We start from the raw sequence: 17879 nt of genomic DNA, 5'->3' as shown, positions 1-17879 counted from the left end.
GGGGCCCTGGGATGGGTGCAGGACGTCCAGGAGAGGGAGGCAGTGGGCAATGCCGGATGAACAAATGGCCGGAGCGGGTTCCGCACCGGTCCCACCGGGGGGTGGCCCGGGCGTCACACCGGCACCGGCGGTTCCGCCGCGCCCCCTGGACCCGATCGACCGGTCGATCATGCGGCTGCTCCAGGCGGACGGGCGCGCGTCGATACGGTCGGTGGCCGAACAGGTGCACGTCTCGCGGGCCAATGCATACGCCCGCATCAACCGGCTGATCGACGATGGGGTGATCCGGGGTTTCACGGCCCGCGTGAACCACGAACGCGCAGGTCAGGGCGCTTCCGCGTATATCACTCTCAAGATCGTCCAGAACTCCTGGCGGACGGTGCGCGAGCAGCTGCGCGAGCTGCCGGGCGCGGCCCACATCGCACTGGTCAGCGGGGACTTCGACGTCCTGCTGCTGGTCCACACCCCGGACAACCGGACCCTGCGCGAGCTGGTCCTCACCCGCCTCCAGGCCATCCCGGAGGTCCTCTCCACCCGCACCCTGCTGGTCTTCGAGGAGACCGACCTGCTGTCCCCGGGACCGGGCCAGAGCACCGCTCCGGCCCAGGCGCCGACGCTCGGCGAGGACTGAGCGCGGTCCCCCGGCCGACGGGCGGCCATCCGGGGTCCGCATGCTCGCGGCCCGGCCCGGCCGGGCCCCGGACGGGGACTAACGAGCCGTGCGCAGGCCGTCCAGGGCCATGCTGACCACGGCGTCCGCGAGCTGGTCGGGGGTCGTCCCCGGGTGCGGGCGGTACCACTCGACCAGGGAGTTCACCATGCCGAAGAGCAGTCGGGTGGCCAGCCGGATGTCCACGTCCGCGCGCAGGTCACCGTCGGCCGCAGCGGCCTTGAGGAGCTCGGCGACCTGGTGGTCGAACTCGCGGCGCCGCTCCAGGGCCCAGCGCTCGGTCCGGGTGTTGCCGCGCACGCGCAGCAGCAGGGTGACGTACGGGAGCTCCGCGACCAGCACCTCGACCGTGCGGCGCGTGACGTGCTCGACCCGCTCGACCGCGCGCCCCCGTACCGCGCCGGGCTCCTCCAGGACCGCGAAGAGGCCGTCGAGCGCCCGGCTGACGGCCCGGCGCAGCAGCTCCTCCTTGCCCGCGACGTGGTGGTAGATCGAGGACTTCGAGATGCCGGCGGCCTTGGAGAGGTGCTCCATGGACGTGCCGTCGTAGCCGCGCTCGTTGAAGACCTGCACGGCGACGGACAGGAGCGTCTCCGGGGTGTAGGTGTCCCGCCTCACCGTGGTCATCCGGTCTCCTCCGTGCCGTTCCCGTTGCCGCTCCCGTCCTCGCCGCCGTCCTCGTCCTCACCGGCCGCGTAGCCCAGCTTGAACAGGGCCAGCGAGGGCGCGTACCTGCCGCCGGGACAGCGTTCGTCGAGGTGGTGGAGCAGGTCGTACGCCCAGTCCCGGCCGAGCTTCTCGTGCCAGGCGGACGGGCCCAGCGGATAGTTGACGCCGAGCCGCATCGCGGTGTCGACGTCCTCGGCCGTGGCCACGCCGCGCGCCACGGCGTCGGCGGTCAGGTCGATCAGCATCGCGACGGTCCGGGCGACGATCATGCCCGGGACGTCGCCGATGACGGAGACCTCCTTGCCGAGCTTCTGGAACAGGCCCACCGCCTCGGAGAGGGTGCGTTCGGTGGTGTCCGCGCTGGCGGAGAGCGCGATCCGGGTGGCGCCGCGGTAGTCCAGCGCGAGGTCGAAGTAGACGACGTCGGTGAACTCCACCGAGGTCTTGCCGTCCGCGAGCACCAGCTGGCCCTCGCCGGGCAGCTGGATGTACGGGCCGCCGTGCTCGGTGGCCGTCACCGCGATCCCGGCCTCCTCCAGCAGCGTGGCCAGCTCCGCCGCCGGGCCCAGGTCGCCGACGACGCAGACCTTGTCCGGCGCCGTCCCGGGGCCCGCCGTGTGCGGCGCGGGCTGCTCGGCGCCCTGCGCGTACGGGAACCAGCCCTGCCCCGACTTGCGGCCGAGGCGGCCCGACTGGACCAGCCGGCGCTGGGCGAGCGAGGGGGTGAACTTGGGGCTGCGGAAGAACGACTCCCAGACCGACCGGGTGACGGCCTCGTTGACGTCCTGGCCGATCAGGTCCGTCAGCTGGAAGGGGCCCATCTTGAAGCCCCCGCTCTCGCGCAGGACGGCGTCGATGGTGGCCGGGTCGGCGCCCTGCTCCTCGTACACCGCGAAGGCCTCGGCGTAGAAGGGGCGGGCGATCCGGTTGACGATGAAGCCCGGGGTGTCGGCGCAGCGGACCGGGGTCTTGCCCCAGGCCAGGACGGTGCCGTAGGCGCGCTCGGCGGCCTCGGGAGCGGTCGCGAAGCCGCTCACCACCTCGACGAGCGGGAGCAGCGGGGCCGGGTTGAAGAAGTGCAGGCCGAGGAAGCGGTCCGGGTGCGCGAGGCCGGCGGCGATCTCGGTGACGGAGAGGGAGGAGGTGTTGGTGGCCAGCAGGGCGTCCGGCGCGACCACCTCTTCGAGAGCGGCGAAGAGCGCCCGCTTGACGGCGGCGTCCTCGACGACGGCCTCGATGACCAGGGCCGCGCCGGCGAGGGCGGCGAGGCCGTCGGCGGCGCCGATCCGCCCGGCGGCGTCCTCGGCCGCGGCCGGGTCCAGCCGGCCCTTGGCGGCCATCCGCCCGACGCGCTCGCGCACGAGGGCGGCGCCGGCGGCGGCGAGGCCGTGGTCGATGTCGTGGATCAGCACGCGGTGACCCGCGAGGAGGGCCACCTGGGCGATGCCCTGCCCCATGGTGCCGGCGCCGACGACCGCCACAGTGCGGGACCGCTCGATTGCTGTCATGTCCTGATCCTCCCGCACCGGGTTGTCCACAGGTCTGCCGGGCCCTCTTGTCCCGACCGATCGTTCGGTTACTCTAACTGCAGTCTGCTCTTCTTCACCCGCCCCCGCCTGATCTCAGCCTGCGAAACCAGCCTGATCTTGCCCGGCTCAACGAGGAGTTGGTCCCTGATGGCCGCCGAGCTCACCCTCCCCCAGCTGACCGAGAAGCACCGCAGCACCCTGGACCAGGCGCTCGCCGCCATCCGCAGCCGCGCCTACTGGTCCCCGCACCCCGAACACCCGAAGGCCTACGGGGAGAGCGCCCCGGCCGACGGCCTGGCCGCCTTCGAGGCCCTGCGCGGTACCCGCCTCGACCTCGGGCAGCCCGGCACCGACGGCTGGACCGGCGGCGAGGTGTCCCCGTACGGCCCGGAGCTGGGCGTCGAGTACCCGCACGCCGATCCGGACGTCCTGCTGCCCGCGATGAAGGCCGGCATCCCGGCCTGGCGCGACGCCGGACCCGAGACCCGCGCCCTGGTCTGCGTCGAGGTCCTGGCCCGCATCTCCGCCCGCACGCACGAGTTCGCGCACGCGGTCATGCACACCAGCGGCCAGGCCTTCATGATGGCCTTCCAGGCGGGCGGCCCGCACGCGCAGGACCGCGGCCTGGAGGCGGTGGCGTACGCGTACGAGGAGCAGACCCGCGTGCCCGGGCAGGCCGACTGGTCGAAGCCGCAGGGCAAGCGCGACCCGCTGGCCCTGGGCAAGACCTTCACCGCGGTCCCGCGCGGCATCTCGCTGATGATCGGCTGCAACACCTTCCCGACCTGGAACGGCTACCCGGGCCTCTTCGCCTCCCTGGCCACCGGCAACGCCGTCCTGGTCAAGCCGCACCCGCGGGCCGTCCTGCCCCTTGCGCTCACCGTCCAGGTGGCCCGCGAGGTCCTCGCCGAGGCCGGCTTCGACCCGAACCTGGTCGCCCTCGCGGCCGAGCGGCCGGGCGAGGGCATCGCCAAGTCCCTCGCGCTGCGCCCCGAGATCAAGCTGATCGACTACACCGGGTCCACGGAGTTCGGCGACTGGCTGGAGGCCAACGCCCGCCAGGCGCAGGTCTACACGGAGAAGGCGGGCGTCAACACCGTCGTCCTCGACTCGACCGCCGACTACAAGGGCATGCTGTCCAACCTGGCCTTCTCGCTCTCCCTCTACAGCGGCCAGATGTGCACCACCCCGCAGAACCTGCTGATCCCGCGCGACGGCATCGCCACGGACGCCGGGCACAAGACGTACGACGAGGTCGTCGCCGACCTCGCCGCCTCCGTCGGCGGCCTGCTGGGCGACGACGGCCGGGCCAACGCGCTGCTGGGCGCCCTGGTCAACCCGGACGTCAAGGCCCGCCTGGAGGCCGCGGCCGGTCTGGGCGAGGTCGCCCTGGCCTCCCGCGAGGTGGTCAACCCCGAGTTCCCGCACGCGGTGGTCCGCACCCCGGTGATGGTGAAGCTGGACGCCGCCAAGGCGGACCCGGAGGCGGCCTACCTCTCCGAGTGCTTCGGCCCCGTCTCCTTCGCGGTGGCCGTGGACTCCACCGCGGACGCCCTCGACCTGCTGCGCCGCACCGTGCGGGAGAAGGGCGCGATGACGGTGGGCGCGTACACGACCTCCGCGGACACCGAGCGGGCGATCGAGGAGGTCTGCCTGGAGGAGTCCGCGCAGCTCTCCCTGAACCTCACGGGCGGGGTCTACGTGAACCAGACCGCGGCCTTCTCCGACTTCCACGGCTCGGGCGGCAACCCGGCGGCGAACGCCGCCCTCTGTGACGGCGCCTTCGTCGCGAACCGCTTCCGCGTGGTGGAGGTCCGCCGCCAGGCCTGAGCGGCCCCGGCCCCGCGGCTGCGGGCCGCGGGGCCGGCCCGCCCCCTCAGGCGCACTCCGCGGCGCCCACGGGGGCGGCGACGCCCGCCTCGACCTTCTCCAGGAGCTTCAGGTCGGGGAAGGTGTAGGAGCGGTAGGAGGTCTTCACCACCTGCTTGGCGCGCAGGGACCGCAACGCGTTCTCCACGGTGGCGCGGGAGAGCATGAGGGCCTGCGCCAGGTCCAGCTGCGAGGGGCCCTGGACCCGGTAGCCGTCCTCCGTGGCGAAGCCGGTCCTGTCGAGCAGCTCCACGAAGAGCCCGCACAGGCGCTGTTCCGCGGGCCGGGCGAACATGCCGTAGACCCGCTCCGTGGTGCGCAGGCGTTCCGTGATCGACACGCTCACCGCCCGCATGAGGGTGGGGTGCTTGCCGATCATCGACCGCATCACGTTCATCGGAACGGCCATCGTGACCGTGGTCGTCAACGCCATGGCCAGCGGCGCCCGGGACGGGGCGAAGAGGTCCAGGTCGCCCAGGACGTGGCCCTGGTGCCGGAAGCGCAGCGTCGACGCCTCGTGGTGCACGAGCTCCTCCGACACGATGCCGGTGTCGTTGAGCACGATGTGGACGGCGTCACCCCCGCGGACCGTCATGCCCCGGATGCGCGCCCCGCGCCCGTACTGGCGGACGCGGGAGGCCTGGAAGATCTCCTGGCACAGCTCGGTGCTCAGCGACCGGAAGAACGGGTAGTCCCCGAAGCCGAGTTCGTGCCGCTTGAAGCGACGGGCCGGGGTCACAGGACCGGCGTGCCCGCACCGGCGCCGCCGGGCCGGTCCGGCGCCGCAGGCGGCCCGACGGGGATCGGGGGCGCCGCGGGCGCCACGGTCGCGCGGGCCTGCGGCGCGGCCGGGCCCGGGAACACCGGGTGCAGCGAGGCGAAGACGGCCGGCAGCGCGAGCAGCTCGCCGCCGACGGAGCCTATGACGGCGGGGATCCACCGCGGAGTCGAGGTGAGCCGCCAGACGGCGGTTCCGATGACCGCGGCCACCAGGCCGGTGATCATGACAGCACTCAGGAGAAGCATGTGAGCACCCCTTTACTTGGCTGAGGAGATTTAATTGGTAGGTGCAGCTTTTGGGCGTGCGTGGGAATCGGGCGCTTGGCGAGAGCGCCACCCATGTACTCCGAAGGGAGAATAACGGACGGCACCGTTCACCACGTCACGTCTCGCGATGATCACGGAATCGTTCATCCCCCGCGGCCGCAAGGTGAGTTGCCTCCCAGGTCGATGCCCGTCCTGTCCGGTCTTCGGACCCTCAGGGGGGTTCCGGCACCTGCGCACCGGCCTGTCACCGAGTGCCGCATTCGGACTTTGAATTCCACGATGACACCCATGAATTCCGGTCGGCATGGTGTCGAAATGCGTACTCGAACGCCGGTCCATGCCCCAGGTCTGGGGAATTTCCTGGCCCGGACCGCGCCCTCTCCCTCAGATGAGGGAATCTTCGCCGATGCCCTGTCGTTAGATTCGTCGAGCTGAGTTGAGCCTGGTAGGTGCAGCGCAGCGGTCGGGCGGACGCTCCGGGGTGGCCCCCCGGGCCCGCCCGACACCACTTCGTACGCCGCTTTCCGGCCACCGCCTACCGCCCCGTAACCCCGCGGACCGGGACCGGGACCGGGACGTCGGCCGGGCGGTTCAGCGCGCGGGAGCGGGGCCGCCCCAGTGGAAGAGGGTCATGGCCACGCTGGTGGCCAGGTTGTAGCTGGAGACCTGCGGGCGCATCGGCAGGGACACCAAACGATCGGCGCGGGCGCGCAGCTCCGGCGAGATGCCGTGGCGTTCCGAGCCGAAGGCCAGCAGGGCGTCGTCCGGGAGGACGAGGGAGCGGATGTCCTCGCCCTCCGGGTCGAGCGCGTACAGCGGCCCGGGCGGCAGCCCGTCGAGGTCCGTACGGTCCACCGTGGTGGCGTAGTGCAGCCCGGCTCCGGCGCGGACCACGTTCGGGTGCCAGGGGTCCAGGTCGCCGCGGGTCAGCACCCCGGCCGCCCCGAAGCCGGCGGCGAGCCGGACCACGGCCCCGACGTTGCCGAGGTTGCGGGGGTTGTCGAGCAGGACGACGGGGGCCTCGCGGGGCCGCCCGGTGAGCGCGGCCCGTCCGGCGGCCCGGTCGGGGCGCACGGCGAGCGCGGCGACCCCGGTGGGGTGCACGCGGGGCAGCAGTTCCGCGAGCGCGGCCGGCCGCACCAGCCGCTCCACCTCGGGGGCCACGTCCGGAGCCAGCTCGTCGGCGAGCGCCCGTACCGCCGCGGGGTCGTCGGCGACGGCCACCAGCACCTCGGCCCCGAAGCGCAGGGCGTGCTTCAGCGCGTGGAACCCGTCGAGCACGACCGCCCCGTCGCGCCCGGCCCACTCGCGCCAAGCCCGCGCGCCCTCACTGATCCCCTGCTCACTCATACCGCCGACCTTACGAGCTCACCCCGCCCGGCCCCCACCGCCCCTCACCGGCCCACCCCGGCCCCGTCCGCGTCCGGGGAGCGGGGTTCCGGGGGCAGGGCCCCCGCCGCGGGCGCCCCGCCCCGGCGCTCCCCCGGCCCGGCCGGGGCGACGGCGGACGCGCGCAGGGGGGACCGGCGCCGCAGGACGCCGGGCCGCAGGACACCGGCCCGGGACCCCGCCCACACCAGGAAGCCCGTCGGCAGGAACACCGCGTCGGCGGCGATCATCGCCATGGAGAAGAACGGCAGCCCCAGCAGCACCGCGATCCCCGCGTGCTCCAGCATCATCGCCGCCAGCAGCACGTTCTTGACCCGCCGGTTGAACAGCGTGAAGGGGAACGCCACCTGCACCGCCACCGTCCCGTACGACAGCAGCATCACCATCAGCCCGCTCCCCGCGAGCACCCCCGACAGCCACGGCCACGGGGTGAAGTAGTCCAGCCGGAGCGGGTAGTACAGCGCGGTCCCGTCCTGCCACCGCGAACCCTGGATCTTGTACCAGCCGGCCGTCGCGTAGATCAGGCACACCTCGGCCATGATCACCAGCATCCCCGCGTTGTGCAGCAGGTTCGCGAGCACGTCGAGCGCGGCCCGCCCCTCGCCCCGCGGACCGTGGCGCTCCGCCAGCCACCACACCGCGGCCCCCGTCCACAGCGCCGCGAACACCGCCGTCCAGCCGGAGCCGAGCCGCCCGGTCACCACCGCGTACGCGAACACCGCGCCCAGCACGCCCCACAGCACCGGCCCCGCCGCCCCCGCCGAGGCCGAGCCGCGCAGCCGGGCCCGCCGCGCGTCGAGGGACCACACCCGCGCGCACCGCGTCAGGACCAGGTACATCGCCATGAGGTGGATGACGTTGTCCCCGCCGTCGCCCATGAACACGCTGCGGTTCTGCAGCGACAGCACGCCCACCATGAAGACGACGGACGTCGCCCGCGTCCGCCAGCCCAGCACCAGCAGCGCGCTCGCGAGCACGGAGACCACGTAGACGGTCTCGAACCAGAACGCGGACCGCGACCACATCAGCACGCTGAAGGCGTCGTTCGAGGCGACCAGCCGCTGCGCCAGCTCCCAGCTCCACGGCCCGTCGGGCCCGTACAGCTCGCGGCGGTTCGGGAGCTCCCGGAGCAGGAAGAACAGCCAGGTCCCGGCGAAGCCGATGCGGACCACGGCGCTCTGGTAGGGGCCCAGCGCCTCCCCCGTGACCCTCTCCAGCGCCCGCCGCGGACCCGCGGCCCAGGCCCGCCCCGGGCGCCGCGCCCCGTTCACACGGTCCACCACGGCAGCTCCCGGTAGTACGTCTGGGTGTCGGTCTTCTCGTCGCTCCAGGCCGGCGCGGGCACGGACCGCGTCGCCGAGCGCAGCTGGACCCGCAGGATCCGGTCGCCGCGGTGGCCGGGGGCCAGCCGCTCCAGCGCGATGCGCCGCAGGTAGGCCTCCGACAGCTCGCCGCGTTCGCCGTTCGGCTTGTCGTTCTCGTCGTGCGAGCCGGTGAAGAAGTCCCAGGCCCGCCGGAGCTCGTTCTGCTCCGTGTGGCTGGGCAGGAGGCCGTGGCGGATGGCGGCGCCGTCCTCGGCGGACAGGTCCCGCCAGCCGCCGGTGACGAGCGCCCCGTCCGCGGTGCGGACCTGGGCGCGGACCTCGACGGCGATGTTCTGCTGGAGGGGGTTGGGCGCGAAGAGCTTCCAGTTCTGTTCGAACTCGGGGTAGATCCAGCCGTCGATCAGGGCCGCGTGCCGCTTGCTCACCGTGTTGGACGGTGCCACGTGCAGGAAGACGAGCGCCAGGTGGGTGCAGGCGGCGACGGCGACGGCCGCGAGCGCGAGCGCGGCCACCATCCGGTAGGGGGCGGAAAGGCCCGCGATCCCCGGTGCGCGGGGGTTCTCGGCCGGCTGTGGAAGGTCTCCTTCCACGGGCTCGTGCTCGTTCGAATCCATCCCGCCCCGATCATCCGGCTTCCACAGGGTTGCCCACAGAGGTTGACACCCTACGGGCCGCCGTCTCACCATTGAAGAGAATGAACCGAACGATCGGTCGGTCGGGCGGACGCACACTCTGACAGGGGACCGGGATGGTCGCAGTGACCCCGGAAACGGGCACGTCAAGCACCGCGGGCGCGCAGCCCGGGGATCTCGGGGCGCAGCTCCGGGCCTCCTTCGACGCTGCCGTGGCCGCGGACGAGCGGGTGGAGCCTCGCGACTGGATGCCCGACGAGTACCGCGCGTCCCTGGTCCGCCAGATGGCCCAGCACGCCCACTCCGAGATCATCGGCATGCAGCCCGAGGCCAACTGGATCACCCGCGCGCCCTCCCTGCGGCGCAAGGCGATCCTGATGGCCAAGGTGCAGGACGAGGCCGGCCACGGCCTCTACCTCTACAGCGCCGCCGAGACCCTCGGCACGAGCCGCGACGAGCTCCTCGACAAGCTGCACTCGGGCAGGCAGAAGTACTCTTCGATCTTCAACTACCCCACCCTGACCTGGGCGGACGTCGGCGCCATCGGCTGGCTCGTGGACGGCGCGGCGATCACCAACCAGGTGCCGATCTGCCGCTGCTCCTACGGGCCCTACGCCCGCGCGATGGTCCGCATCTGCAAGGAGGAGTCCTTCCACCAGCGCCAGGGGTACGAGCTGCTCCTCGCCCTGTCCCGGGGCACCGAGGCCCAGCACGCCATGGCCCAGGACGCGGTCGACCGCTGGTGGTGGCCCTCGCTGATGATGTTCGGCCCGCCGGACGACGAGTCGGCGCATTCGGCGCAGTCGATGGCCTGGCGGATCAAGCGGCACTCCAACGACGAGCTGCGCCAGCGGTTCGTCGACATCGCCGTCCCGCAGGCCGAGTCGCTGGGCCTGACCCTGCCCGACCCGGACCTGAAGTGGAACGAGGAGCGCGGCCACCACGACTTCGGCGCCATCGACTGGGCCGAGTTCTGGGACGTCCTCAAGGGCAACGGCCCCTGCAACGAAGAGCGGATCTCACAGCGGCGCTCGGCGCACGAGGAAGGCGCCTGGGTCCGTGAGGCGGCCGCCGCGTACGCGCTGAAGCACGCGCCGCAAGAGAAGCACAGCGGCACCGGACGAGAGGTACAGGCATGACGCAGAACTGGCCCCTGTGGGAGGTGTTCGTGCGCTCGCGCCGCGGCCTCTCGCACACGCACGCGGGCAGCCTGCACGCCCCCGACGCGGAGATGGCCCTGCGCAACGCGCGCGATCTCTACACGCGGCGGGGCGAGGGCATCTCGATCTGGGTGGTGCCCTCCACCGAGATAGTCGCCTCCTCCCCGGACGAGCGGGACCCCTTCTTCGCCCCGTCCGCCGACAAGCCCTACCGGCACCCCACCTTCTACGAGATCCCCGAGGGGGTGCGCCACCTGTGAGCAGCACCGACGCCCCGGCCACCGACGCCCGGACCACCGCCGTACCGGCGGCCGTCCTCGCCCTCGCCGACGACGCGCTGATCCTCTCCCACCGCCTCGGCGAGTGGGCGGGCCACGCCCCCGTCCTGGAAGAGGAGGTCGCCCTCGCCAACATCGCGCTCGACCTCCTCGGCCAGGCCCGCGTCCTGCTGTCCATGGCGGGCGACGAGGACGCGCTGGCCTTCCTGCGCGAGGAGCGCTCCTTCCGCAACCTCCAGCTGGTCGAGCAGCCGAACGGCGACTTCGCCCACACCATCGCCCGCCAGCTGTACTTCTCCCTGTACCAGCACGAGCTCTACGCGGAACTCGCCGCCGGCGACGGCCCGTTCGCCCCGCTGGCGGGCAAGGCCGTGAAGGAGACCGCCTACCACCGCGACCACGCCGAGCAGTGGACGCTGCGGCTGGGCGACGGCACGGCGGAGAGCCGGTCGCGGATGCGCGCGGCGCTCGGCTCGCTGTGGAAGTTCACCGGGGAGATGTTCCGGCCGGTGGAGGGCCTGGAGGTCGACCTGGCCGCCCTCGAAGCCCGCTGGCTGACCGCACTGACCGGCGTCCTGGAGCGGGCCGGGCTCGAACGGCCCGAAGGGCCCCGTACGGGCGCCTGGGCCGCCGGGGCGGGCCGCCAGGGCCTGCACACCGAGTCGTTCGGGCGGCTGCTCGCGGAGATGCAGCACTTGCACCGCAGCCACCCGGGGGCGTCGTGGTGAGCGCGGCCCGGACCAGGCTGGAGGCGGAGCTGGCCGAACTGGCGGGCTCCGTCCCCGACCCGGAGCTGCCGGTGCTCACCCTGGCCGAACTCGGCGTCGTACGCGGAGTGCGGATGCATGAGGACGGCCACGCGGAGGTCACCCTCACCCCCACCTACACCGGCTGCCCGGCCATCGAGGCCATGTCCGCCGACATCGAGCGGGTCCTGACCGGGCACGGCATACCGCGGGTGCGGGTGACGACCGTGCTGGCGCCCGCCTGGTCGACGGACGACATCACCGCCGAGGGCCGCCGCAAACTGTCCGAGTTCGGCATCGCCCCGCCCCGCCCGCACGCGGCCGGCGGCGCGGTCCCCCTCACCCTGTCCGTGCGCTGCCCCCACTGCGGCTCCACCGACACCGAACTGCTCAGCCGCTTCTCCTCCACCGCGTGCAAGGCCCTGCGCCGCTGCGTCGCCTGCCGCGAACCGTTCGACCACTTCAAGGAGCTGTAGATGGCCGTGTCAGTGCCCCAGGCCCCGGCCGGGACCGCCCGCCCCGCGCGCCACGGCGCGTTCCACCCGCTGACGGTGGCGGCGGTCGACCGGCTGACGGACGACTCGGTGGCGCTGACCCTGACCGTCCCCGAAGGACTGCGCGCCGCGTACCGGCACGCGCCCGGCCAGCACCTGACCCTGCGCCGCACCGGCACCGAGGGCGCCGAGGTCCGCCGGACCTACTCGATCTGCTCCCCCGCCCCGGCCGCCAACGGCCCGGGCCCGGCCCGGCTGCGGGTCGGGGTGCGGCTCGTGGAGGGCGGCGCGTTCTCCACCTTCGCGCACAAGGAGATCGCCGCCGGGGACGTACTGGAGGTGATGGTCCCGGCCGGACGGTTCGTCCTGGACCCGGCCGCCGCCCCGGCCGGCGCGCACTACGCGGCCGTCGTCGGCGGCAGCGGGATCACCCCGGTCCTGTCGATCGCCGCCTCCCTGCTGGCGGCCCGGTCCGACGCCCGGTTCTGCCTGGTGCGCGGCGACCGCACGGCCGCGTCGACCATGTTCCTGGACGAGGTCGCCGACCTGAAGGACCGCTACCCCGACCGCTTCCAGCTGGTCACCGCCCTTTCCCGGGAGGAGCAGGAGGCCGGCCTGCCGTCCGGGCGGCTGGACGAGGCACGGCTGACCTCCCTGCTGCCCGCCCTGCTGCCGGTCACCGAGGTGACGGGCTGGTACCTGTGCGGGCCGTACGGGCTCGTCGAGGGCGCGGGGCGGGCCCTGGGCGCGCTGGGCGTGGCGCGCACCCGGGTGCACGAGGAGGTCTTCCACGTCGAGGACGGCGCGCAGGCGGCGTCCCCCGCCCGGGCCGCCGCACCCCTGCGCGGCACGGTCACCGCACGGCTCGACGGCCGTTCGGGCACCTGGCCGGTGCAGGACGGCGAGTCGCTGCTGGACGCCGTGCTGCGCGGCCGCGCGGACGCCCCGTACGCCTGCAAGGGCGGGGTGTGCGGCACGTGCCGGGCGTTCCTGGTGACGGGAGAGGTGCGGATGGAGCGCAACTTCGCCCTGGAGGAGGAGGAGACGGAGGCCGGATTCGTGCTGGCCTGCCAGTCCCACGCGGTCTCGGAGGAAGTGGAGATCGACTTCGACCGCTGATCCGCCCCCGCGCCCGTTCCCGGCCCGTTCCCGGCCCGGTTCCCGGTCTCGTTCCCGAGTCCCCGTCAGGCTGTGCTTTTCCCCTGCGGTGTTCTATCTTGACGCACCGTCAGATCTGAACGGACGACGGATACGACCGGGATCCGGTGCGCGCGGGAGGACAGGCAGTGGACTTCACCTTCACCGAGGAACAGCAGGCCGCCGTCGAGGCGGCGAAGGCCGTGTTCGCGGACGTCGCCCCCGACCGCGTACCGAGCCCCGCCCTGACGCCGGGGGCCGTCGCCGAGGAGTTCGACCGGCCGCTGTGGGCCAAGCTCGCGGGCTCGGACCTCCTGGGACTCGTCCTCGCCGAGGAACACGGCGGAGCGGGCCTCGACGCCATCGCGCTGTGCCTCGTCCTGCGCGAGGCGGCCCGGGTCCTGGCCCGGGTGCCGCTGCTGGAACACTGCGCCACGGCCATGGCCGTCCAGTCCCACGGCGGCCCCGAACTGGCCGCCGCCCTGCTGCCCGGCGCCGGCCGCGGCACCCTCGTCCTGACCGTCGCCGCGCACGGCCGCACCGGCCACGATCCGGCCGAACTCGCCGTCACCGCTCGCCGCGAGGACGACCACTGGATCCTGGACGGGGTCCAGACCGCCGTCCCCTGGGCCCACAGCTGCGACTGGATCGCCGTACCCGCCCACACCGGCGAGGGGGAGGCCGTCCTCGCGCTCGTCCCCCGGGTCACCGACGGGCTCGCCCTCGCCGAGCAGTACTCCACCAGCGGGGAACGCCTCGCCGAACTGACCCTGGACGGCGTCCGCGTCCACGGCGCCCACCTGATCGAGACCCCCGGGGCCTGGGAGCGGCTCCGTCAGGTCCTGGCCACCGGCACCTGCGCCCTCGCGCTCGGCCTCGGCGAGGGCGTCCTCACGATGACCAGCCAGTACACGAGCAAGCGCGAGCAGTTCGGCTTCCCCGTGGCCACCTTCCAGGCCGTCGCGGTCCAGGCCGCGGACCGCTACATCGACCTCCGCGCGATGGAGGTGACCCTCTGGCAGGCCGCCTGGCGGCTGGACGCCGCCACGGGCGGCGCGGGCGGCCCGCTGCCCAGCGAGGGGGACGTCGCCGTCGCCAAGATCTGGGCCTCCGAAGGCGTGCGCCGGGTCGTGCAGACCGCGCAGCACCTCCACGGCGGCTTCGGCGCCGACACGGACTACCCGCTGCACCGCTTCCACGCCTGGGCCAAGCAGCTGGAACTCCAGCTGGGCCCGGCCGCGGCCCACGAGGAGGCCCTGGGCGACCTGCTGGCCGCCCACCCCCTCGCGTGACCGGGGCGGCCTGAGCGGTCAGAGGACGAAGGCCGAGTTCCCGTTGTCCGTCACCATCGGGCGCCCGGCGCTCTGCCACGCCTGCATCCCGCCGTCGATGTTGACGGCGTCGATCTCCTGGCGCACGAGGTACTGGGTCACCTGCGCGGAGCGCCCGCCGACCTTGCACATCACGTGGACCCGGCGGCCGTCCTCGATGGCCTCCGTCAGCTCGCCGAAGCGGGCCACGAAGTCACTCATCGGGATGTGCAGCGCACCCTCGACGTGACCGGCCGCCCATTCGTCGTCCTCACGGACGTCCAGGACAAAGCCTTCGGCGGGCACCGCGGCGGCGTCCACCGAGGGGAGCGGTCCGAGGTTCATAACTGTCGCCTTCTCTCTTCACGGGTCTCGCCCGCCAACCTATCCGACCCCGGTGCACCGCCCGGCGGTACACCGCCCGGCCCGGCCCCCGCGGCAGTACCGCAGGGCGATACCGCCGGGCGGCAGGGCGGCGCCGCCTCTAGGGGGTGCCGAAGGCCGCCAGCTGCGCCTCGCGCTCGGCGACCTGCGCGAGCAGCTGCTCCGCGATCTCCTCCAGCAGCCGGTCGGGGTCGTCCGGGGCCATCCGCAGCATCGCCCCGATCGCGCTCTCCTCCAGCTCCCCGGCCACCACGGAGAGCAGTTCCTTGCGGCGGGCCAGCCACTCCAGCCGGGCGTACAGCTCCTCGCTCTCGCTCGGCCGCACGGCCGCCGGCGCCGGACCGGCCTCCCACTCGGCGGCCAGCTCCCGCAGCAACCCTTCCTCACCCCGCCCGTACGCGGCGTTGACCCGCACGATGAAGGCGTCGCGGCGGGCCCGCTCGTCCTCGTCCTGGGCCAGGTCCGGATGGGCCCGGCGGACCAGCTCCCGGTAGAGGCGGCGGACCTCCTCCGAGGGCCGCACCCGCTCCGGCGGCTTCACGGACCGGTCGGTGAGCATGGCGCCCGCATCGTCGGAGATCCCGTCCGAGTCCATCCAGTCGTGGAACAGCTCCTCGACGCCGGGCATCGGCATGACCAGCGCACGCGCCTCGCGGGCCAGCCGCAGGTCCTCCGGGTCGCCGCTGCGGGCCGCCTTCGCCTCGGCGATCAGCGCGTCGAGCTCGTCGAGCCGCGAGTACATCGGGCCGAGCTTCTGATGGTGCAGCCGGGAGAAGTTCTCGACCTCCACCCGGAAGGTCTCCACGGCGATCTCGAACTCGATCAGCGCCTGCTCGGCGGCCCGCACGGCCCGGTCGAGCCGCGCCTCGGGCCGCTCGTCGCGGGGGTCGGCGGGCTCTTCGGGAACTGTCTGCTCGGTCTGCTCGCTCACCCGGCCAGCCTACGGCCCGCCGGGGCCGCCCGGACCGCCACGTTTCACGTGAAACATCGCCCACCCGTACCCCGGGGCGGCCCGAAGGCCGTCCCGGGGCCTCGGACGCCGCTCCTCAGACCCCGCTTCTCAGACCCCGCTCCTCAGACCCCGGCCTCCGCCGCGATCCGGCCCGACTTCACCGCGGCCACCAGATCCGCGTGGTCCGCCTCGCTGCGGTCCGCGTAGGCCACGGCGAACGCCGCCATGGCCTCGTCCAGCTCCTCGTTCTTCCCGCAGTACCCCGCCAGCAGCCGCGGATCCGCGCTGTGGGCGTGGGCCCGGGCCAGCAGGGCGCCGGTCATCCGGCCGTAGTCGTCGAGCTGCTCGACGGCCAGCGCCCCCGGGTCCACGCTCCCCTTGCGGTTGCGGAACTGGCGCACCTGGAACGGGCGGCCCTCCACCGTGGTCCAGCCCAGCATGATGTCGGAGACCACCTGCATCATCTTCTGCCCCGCCACCACCCGCCGGCCCTCGTGCTCCTCCGGCCGCGCGGGGAAGCCCAGCCCCGGCAGGTACGGCAGCAGCACCGACGGCCGCGCCTCCTTCACCTGGAGCACCAGCGGCTCACCACGGTGGTCCAGCAGCAGCACCACGTACGAGCGGGTGCCCACGCTGCCGGTGCCCACCACCCGGAAGGCCACGTCGTGGATGGCGTACCGGGCCAGCAGCGGCAGCCGGTCCCCGGAGAGGGTCTCCAGGTACGGACCCAGCGAGGCGGCCACCGCGGCGGCCTCTGCGTCCCCGACCCGGCGCAGCACGGGCAGCGCGTCCACGAACCGGCGGGCGCCGTCCGCCCCCGCCTCGGTCGACTTGGCGGCGAACCGGGCGGAGGTGTTGTTGCGGGCCTTCTCCGAGACCCGCTCCAGCGTGCCCAGCAGATCGCGGGCATCGGTGTGCGAGACGAGTTCCTCGTCGGCGATGGCGTTCCACGCGTCCAGGGCCGGCAGCTTGGCCAGCAGCCGCATGGTGCGCCGGTAGGCGCCCACGGTGTCCCGCGCCGCCGCGCGGCAGGTGTCCTCGTCGGCTCCCACGACCCGCCCGGCCAGCACCAGCGAGGTCGCGAGCCGCTTCACGTCCCACTCCCACGGGCCGAAGACGGTCTCGTCGAAGTCGTTCAGGTCGATGACGAGCCGGCCGCGCGCGTCCCCGTACAGGCCGAAGTTGGCGGCGTGCGCGTCGCCGCAGATCTGGGCGCCGACGCCGGTGACCGGGCCGCCCGACAGGTCGTGTGCCATCAGCCCGGCCGCTCCGCGCAGGAACGCGAAGGGGTTGGCGGCCATGCGGCCCACCCGGATCGGGGTCAGTTCGGCGACCCTGCCGGCATTGGACTCCTCCACGGCGCGGACCGCGTCCGGGCGCCCGGCGGGCGCCTCGAAGCGGGCGTGCGCCGCACGCGGCACCCGTGCCCGCAGTGCCTTCCCGGCCTCCCGGGGCGATCCCGGCACGGACCGGGGGGCGAAACCGCCGACGCGCGGTATCCGCCCGCCCCGTTCCGCCGCCGCCCCGGCCGTCTGCTGCTTCGGTACCGTCACCACTCGCGCTGCCCCCGCACTTCTCGCGCCGCACCGGCCTCTTTCGCCGGTCAGATCGGCCCGACCGTATCTAGAGCCCGGCGTCCCTGGCCAGCAGGGCAGCCTGGACCCGGTTCTCGCACTCCAGCTTCGCCAGGATCCGGCTCACGTACGTCTTCACCGTCGCCTCGCTCATGTGCAGGCGACGGCCCGCGTCCGCGTTGGAAAGGCCCTCGCCCAGCAGCGCCAGCACCCCGCGCTCCCGTTCGCTGAGCCCGTCCACCCGCCGCCGGGCCGCCTCGCCGCGCCCCGCGGCCCGGCCGGTCGCCAGCTGGTCCACGACGTGGCGGGTCGCGGCGGGTGAGAGGTAGGCGTCCCCCGACGCGGCCGCCCGGACCGCCCCGATCAGCTCGCCCGGCGCCGAGTCCTTCAGCAGGAACCCCGCACCGCCCTCGCTCAGCGCCCGCAGCACGTTCTCCCGCTCCCCGAAGGTGGTCAGGATCAGCGCCCGGACCCCCGGCGCCGCGCGCCCGAGCTCCCCCAGCGCGGTCAGCCCGTCCATCACCGGCATCTGGATGTCGAGCAGCAGCACGTCCGGGGCGTGCGAGCGGGCCAGCTCCACCGCCTCCCGGCCGTTCGCCCCCTCCGCGACGACCTCGATGTCCGGCGCCGAGGTCAGGATCATCCTGATCCCGGCCCGGATCAGCGGCTCGTCGTCAGCGATCACCACTCTGATCACCTTGGCTGTCACCCGCG

The 17879-nt window shown here is 73.6% G+C and carries 19 protein-coding genes; 8 read left to right on the top strand and 11 right to left on the bottom strand.

Annotated features, from left to right (window positions below; all coding sequences use genetic code 11):
* Window positions 1-49 precede the first annotated feature (49 nt).
* Window positions 50-631: an Lrp/AsnC family transcriptional regulator gene (locus ACGFXC_RS14335; protein WP_393712634.1), complete on the top strand. Its 582-nt coding sequence runs from the start codon at window positions 50-52 to the stop codon at window positions 629-631.
* Window positions 632-709: 78 nt separating this feature from the next.
* Here the strand turns inward: ACGFXC_RS14335 and ACGFXC_RS14330 are convergent, their stop codons facing one another.
* Window positions 710-1297, bottom strand: coding sequence for a TetR/AcrR family transcriptional regulator (locus tag ACGFXC_RS14330; RefSeq protein ID WP_351826624.1), 588 nt, complete (start codon window positions 1295-1297; stop codon window positions 710-712).
* Window positions 1294-2847, bottom strand: a complete 1554-nt coding sequence (locus ACGFXC_RS14325) for a 3-hydroxyacyl-CoA dehydrogenase (protein ID WP_393712632.1) — start codon at window positions 2845-2847, stop codon at window positions 1294-1296. The genes ACGFXC_RS14330 and ACGFXC_RS14325 overlap by 4 nt, the downstream gene beginning before the upstream one ends.
* Before the next feature lie 168 nt (window positions 2848-3015).
* Between ACGFXC_RS14325 and paaN the strand changes: the two genes are divergently transcribed.
* Complete coding sequence (gene paaN, locus ACGFXC_RS14320) at window positions 3016-4698, top strand: phenylacetic acid degradation protein PaaN (RefSeq protein ID WP_393712630.1); 1683 nt, start codon at window positions 3016-3018, stop codon at window positions 4696-4698.
* Between the two features lie 46 nt (window positions 4699-4744).
* Here paaN and ACGFXC_RS14315 read toward each other — a convergent pair whose 3' ends face one another.
* The 5 genes from ACGFXC_RS14315 to ACGFXC_RS14295 form a co-directional block, all read right to left on the bottom strand.
* Window positions 4745-5476 (bottom strand): Crp/Fnr family transcriptional regulator, encoded by a 732-nt coding sequence (locus tag ACGFXC_RS14315; RefSeq protein WP_393712628.1) that lies wholly within the window; start codon window positions 5474-5476, stop codon window positions 4745-4747.
* Entirely contained in the window at window positions 5473-5763 is a 291-nt protein-coding gene (locus ACGFXC_RS14310) for a hypothetical protein (RefSeq protein WP_393712626.1), read from the bottom strand. Before ACGFXC_RS14310 ends, ACGFXC_RS14315 begins: the two co-directional genes overlap by 4 nt.
* Window positions 5764-6375: 612 nt before the next feature.
* Complete coding sequence (locus tag ACGFXC_RS14305) at window positions 6376-7134, bottom strand: TrmH family RNA methyltransferase (RefSeq protein ID WP_393712624.1); 759 nt, start codon at window positions 7132-7134, stop codon at window positions 6376-6378.
* 44 nt (window positions 7135-7178) lie between these two features.
* Window positions 7179-8453, bottom strand: a complete 1275-nt coding sequence (locus tag ACGFXC_RS14300; protein ID WP_393712622.1) for an HTTM domain-containing protein — start codon at window positions 8451-8453, stop codon at window positions 7179-7181.
* Window positions 8441-9112 carry a DUF5819 family protein gene (locus tag ACGFXC_RS14295; protein WP_393712620.1) on the bottom strand — a complete coding sequence of 224 codons (672 nt, stop codon included), beginning with the start codon at window positions 9110-9112 and terminating at the stop codon, window positions 8441-8443. Before ACGFXC_RS14295 ends, ACGFXC_RS14300 begins: the two co-directional genes overlap by 13 nt.
* 134 nt (window positions 9113-9246) lie before the next feature.
* Here ACGFXC_RS14295 and paaA point away from each other — a divergent pair, with 134 nt between their 5' ends.
* From paaA to ACGFXC_RS14265, 6 genes are all read left to right on the top strand, one after another.
* Entirely contained in the window at window positions 9247-10269 is a 1023-nt protein-coding gene (gene paaA, locus ACGFXC_RS14290) for a 1,2-phenylacetyl-CoA epoxidase subunit PaaA (protein ID WP_393712618.1), read from the top strand.
* Complete coding sequence (gene paaB, locus ACGFXC_RS14285; protein WP_030225109.1) at window positions 10266-10550, top strand: 1,2-phenylacetyl-CoA epoxidase subunit PaaB; 285 nt, start codon at window positions 10266-10268, stop codon at window positions 10548-10550. The genes paaA and paaB overlap by 4 nt, the downstream gene beginning before the upstream one ends.
* On the top strand, window positions 10547-11296 hold the full coding sequence (gene paaC / locus ACGFXC_RS14280) for a 1,2-phenylacetyl-CoA epoxidase subunit PaaC (protein ID WP_393712616.1): 750 nt from the start codon (window positions 10547-10549) through the stop codon (window positions 11294-11296). The genes paaB and paaC overlap by 4 nt, the downstream gene beginning before the upstream one ends.
* The gene (gene paaD, locus ACGFXC_RS14275; RefSeq protein ID WP_393712614.1) at window positions 11293-11790 is read left to right on the top strand and encodes a 1,2-phenylacetyl-CoA epoxidase subunit PaaD; all 498 of its coding nucleotides are present in this window, start codon (window positions 11293-11295) and stop codon (window positions 11788-11790) included. The genes paaC and paaD overlap by 4 nt, the downstream gene beginning before the upstream one ends.
* On the top strand, window positions 11791-12927 hold the full coding sequence (locus ACGFXC_RS14270) for a 2Fe-2S iron-sulfur cluster-binding protein (protein WP_393712612.1): 1137 nt from the start codon (window positions 11791-11793) through the stop codon (window positions 12925-12927). It begins immediately after the preceding gene.
* Between the two features lie 167 nt (window positions 12928-13094).
* On the top strand, window positions 13095-14237 hold the full coding sequence (locus ACGFXC_RS14265) for an acyl-CoA dehydrogenase family protein (RefSeq protein WP_393712610.1): 1143 nt from the start codon (window positions 13095-13097) through the stop codon (window positions 14235-14237).
* Window positions 14238-14255: 18 nt separating this feature from the next.
* Here the strand turns inward: ACGFXC_RS14265 and ACGFXC_RS14260 are convergent, their stop codons facing one another.
* From ACGFXC_RS14260 to ACGFXC_RS14245, 4 genes are all read right to left on the bottom strand, one after another.
* Window positions 14256-14600, bottom strand: a complete 345-nt coding sequence (locus ACGFXC_RS14260; RefSeq protein WP_393712608.1) for a rhodanese-like domain-containing protein — start codon at window positions 14598-14600, stop codon at window positions 14256-14258.
* 139 nt (window positions 14601-14739) lie between these two features.
* Window positions 14740-15570 carry a hypothetical protein gene (locus ACGFXC_RS14255; protein WP_393712606.1) on the bottom strand — a complete coding sequence of 277 codons (831 nt, stop codon included), beginning with the start codon at window positions 15568-15570 and terminating at the stop codon, window positions 14740-14742.
* A gap of 143 nt (window positions 15571-15713) precedes the next feature.
* Entirely contained in the window at window positions 15714-17144 is a 1431-nt protein-coding gene (locus ACGFXC_RS14250) for a DUF2252 domain-containing protein (RefSeq protein ID WP_393712604.1), read from the bottom strand.
* A 70-nt stretch (window positions 17145-17214) separates the two neighbouring features.
* A complete protein-coding gene (locus ACGFXC_RS14245) occupies window positions 17215-17874 on the bottom strand; it encodes a response regulator (RefSeq protein ID WP_393712602.1) in 660 nt (219 codons plus the stop codon).
* Window positions 17875-17879 lie beyond the last annotated feature (5 nt).

Origin of the sequence: Streptomyces sp. NPDC048507 (genome assembly GCF_043199995.1) — a bacterium.
In the GTDB taxonomy this organism is placed as follows: Bacteria; Actinomycetota; Actinomycetes; order Streptomycetales; family Streptomycetaceae; genus Streptomyces.
The sequence above is the reverse complement of the archived record's forward strand: the minus strand, read 5'-3'. Positions and strand labels throughout refer to the sequence as shown.

Excerpts from the sequence above, each read along its gene's own strand:
- ACGFXC_RS14295 (WP_393712620.1), bottom strand. The coding sequence starts at position 9,112 with ATGGATTCGAACGAGCACGAGCCCGTGGAAGGAGACCTTCCACAGCCG.
- ACGFXC_RS14335 (WP_393712634.1), top strand. The coding sequence starts at position 50 with ATGCCGGATGAACAAATGGCCGGAGCGGGTTCCGCACCGGTCCCACCG.
- paaA (WP_393712618.1), top strand. The coding sequence starts at position 9,247 with ATGGTCGCAGTGACCCCGGAAACGGGCACGTCAAGCACCGCGGGCGCG.
- paaB (WP_030225109.1), top strand. The coding sequence starts at position 10,266 with ATGACGCAGAACTGGCCCCTGTGGGAGGTGTTCGTGCGCTCGCGCCGC.
- ACGFXC_RS14310 (WP_393712626.1), bottom strand. The coding sequence starts at position 5,763 with ATGCTTCTCCTGAGTGCTGTCATGATCACCGGCCTGGTGGCCGCGGTC.
- ACGFXC_RS14330 (WP_351826624.1), bottom strand. The coding sequence starts at position 1,297 with ATGACCACGGTGAGGCGGGACACCTACACCCCGGAGACGCTCCTGTCC.
- ACGFXC_RS14270 (WP_393712612.1), top strand. The coding sequence starts at position 11,791 with ATGGCCGTGTCAGTGCCCCAGGCCCCGGCCGGGACCGCCCGCCCCGCG.
- ACGFXC_RS14325 (WP_393712632.1), bottom strand. The coding sequence starts at position 2,847 with ATGACAGCAATCGAGCGGTCCCGCACTGTGGCGGTCGTCGGCGCCGGC.
- ACGFXC_RS14305 (WP_393712624.1), bottom strand. The coding sequence starts at position 7,134 with ATGAGTGAGCAGGGGATCAGTGAGGGCGCGCGGGCTTGGCGCGAGTGG.
- ACGFXC_RS14260 (WP_393712608.1), bottom strand. The coding sequence starts at position 14,600 with ATGAACCTCGGACCGCTCCCCTCGGTGGACGCCGCCGCGGTGCCCGCC.
- paaN (WP_393712630.1), top strand. The coding sequence starts at position 3,016 with ATGGCCGCCGAGCTCACCCTCCCCCAGCTGACCGAGAAGCACCGCAGC.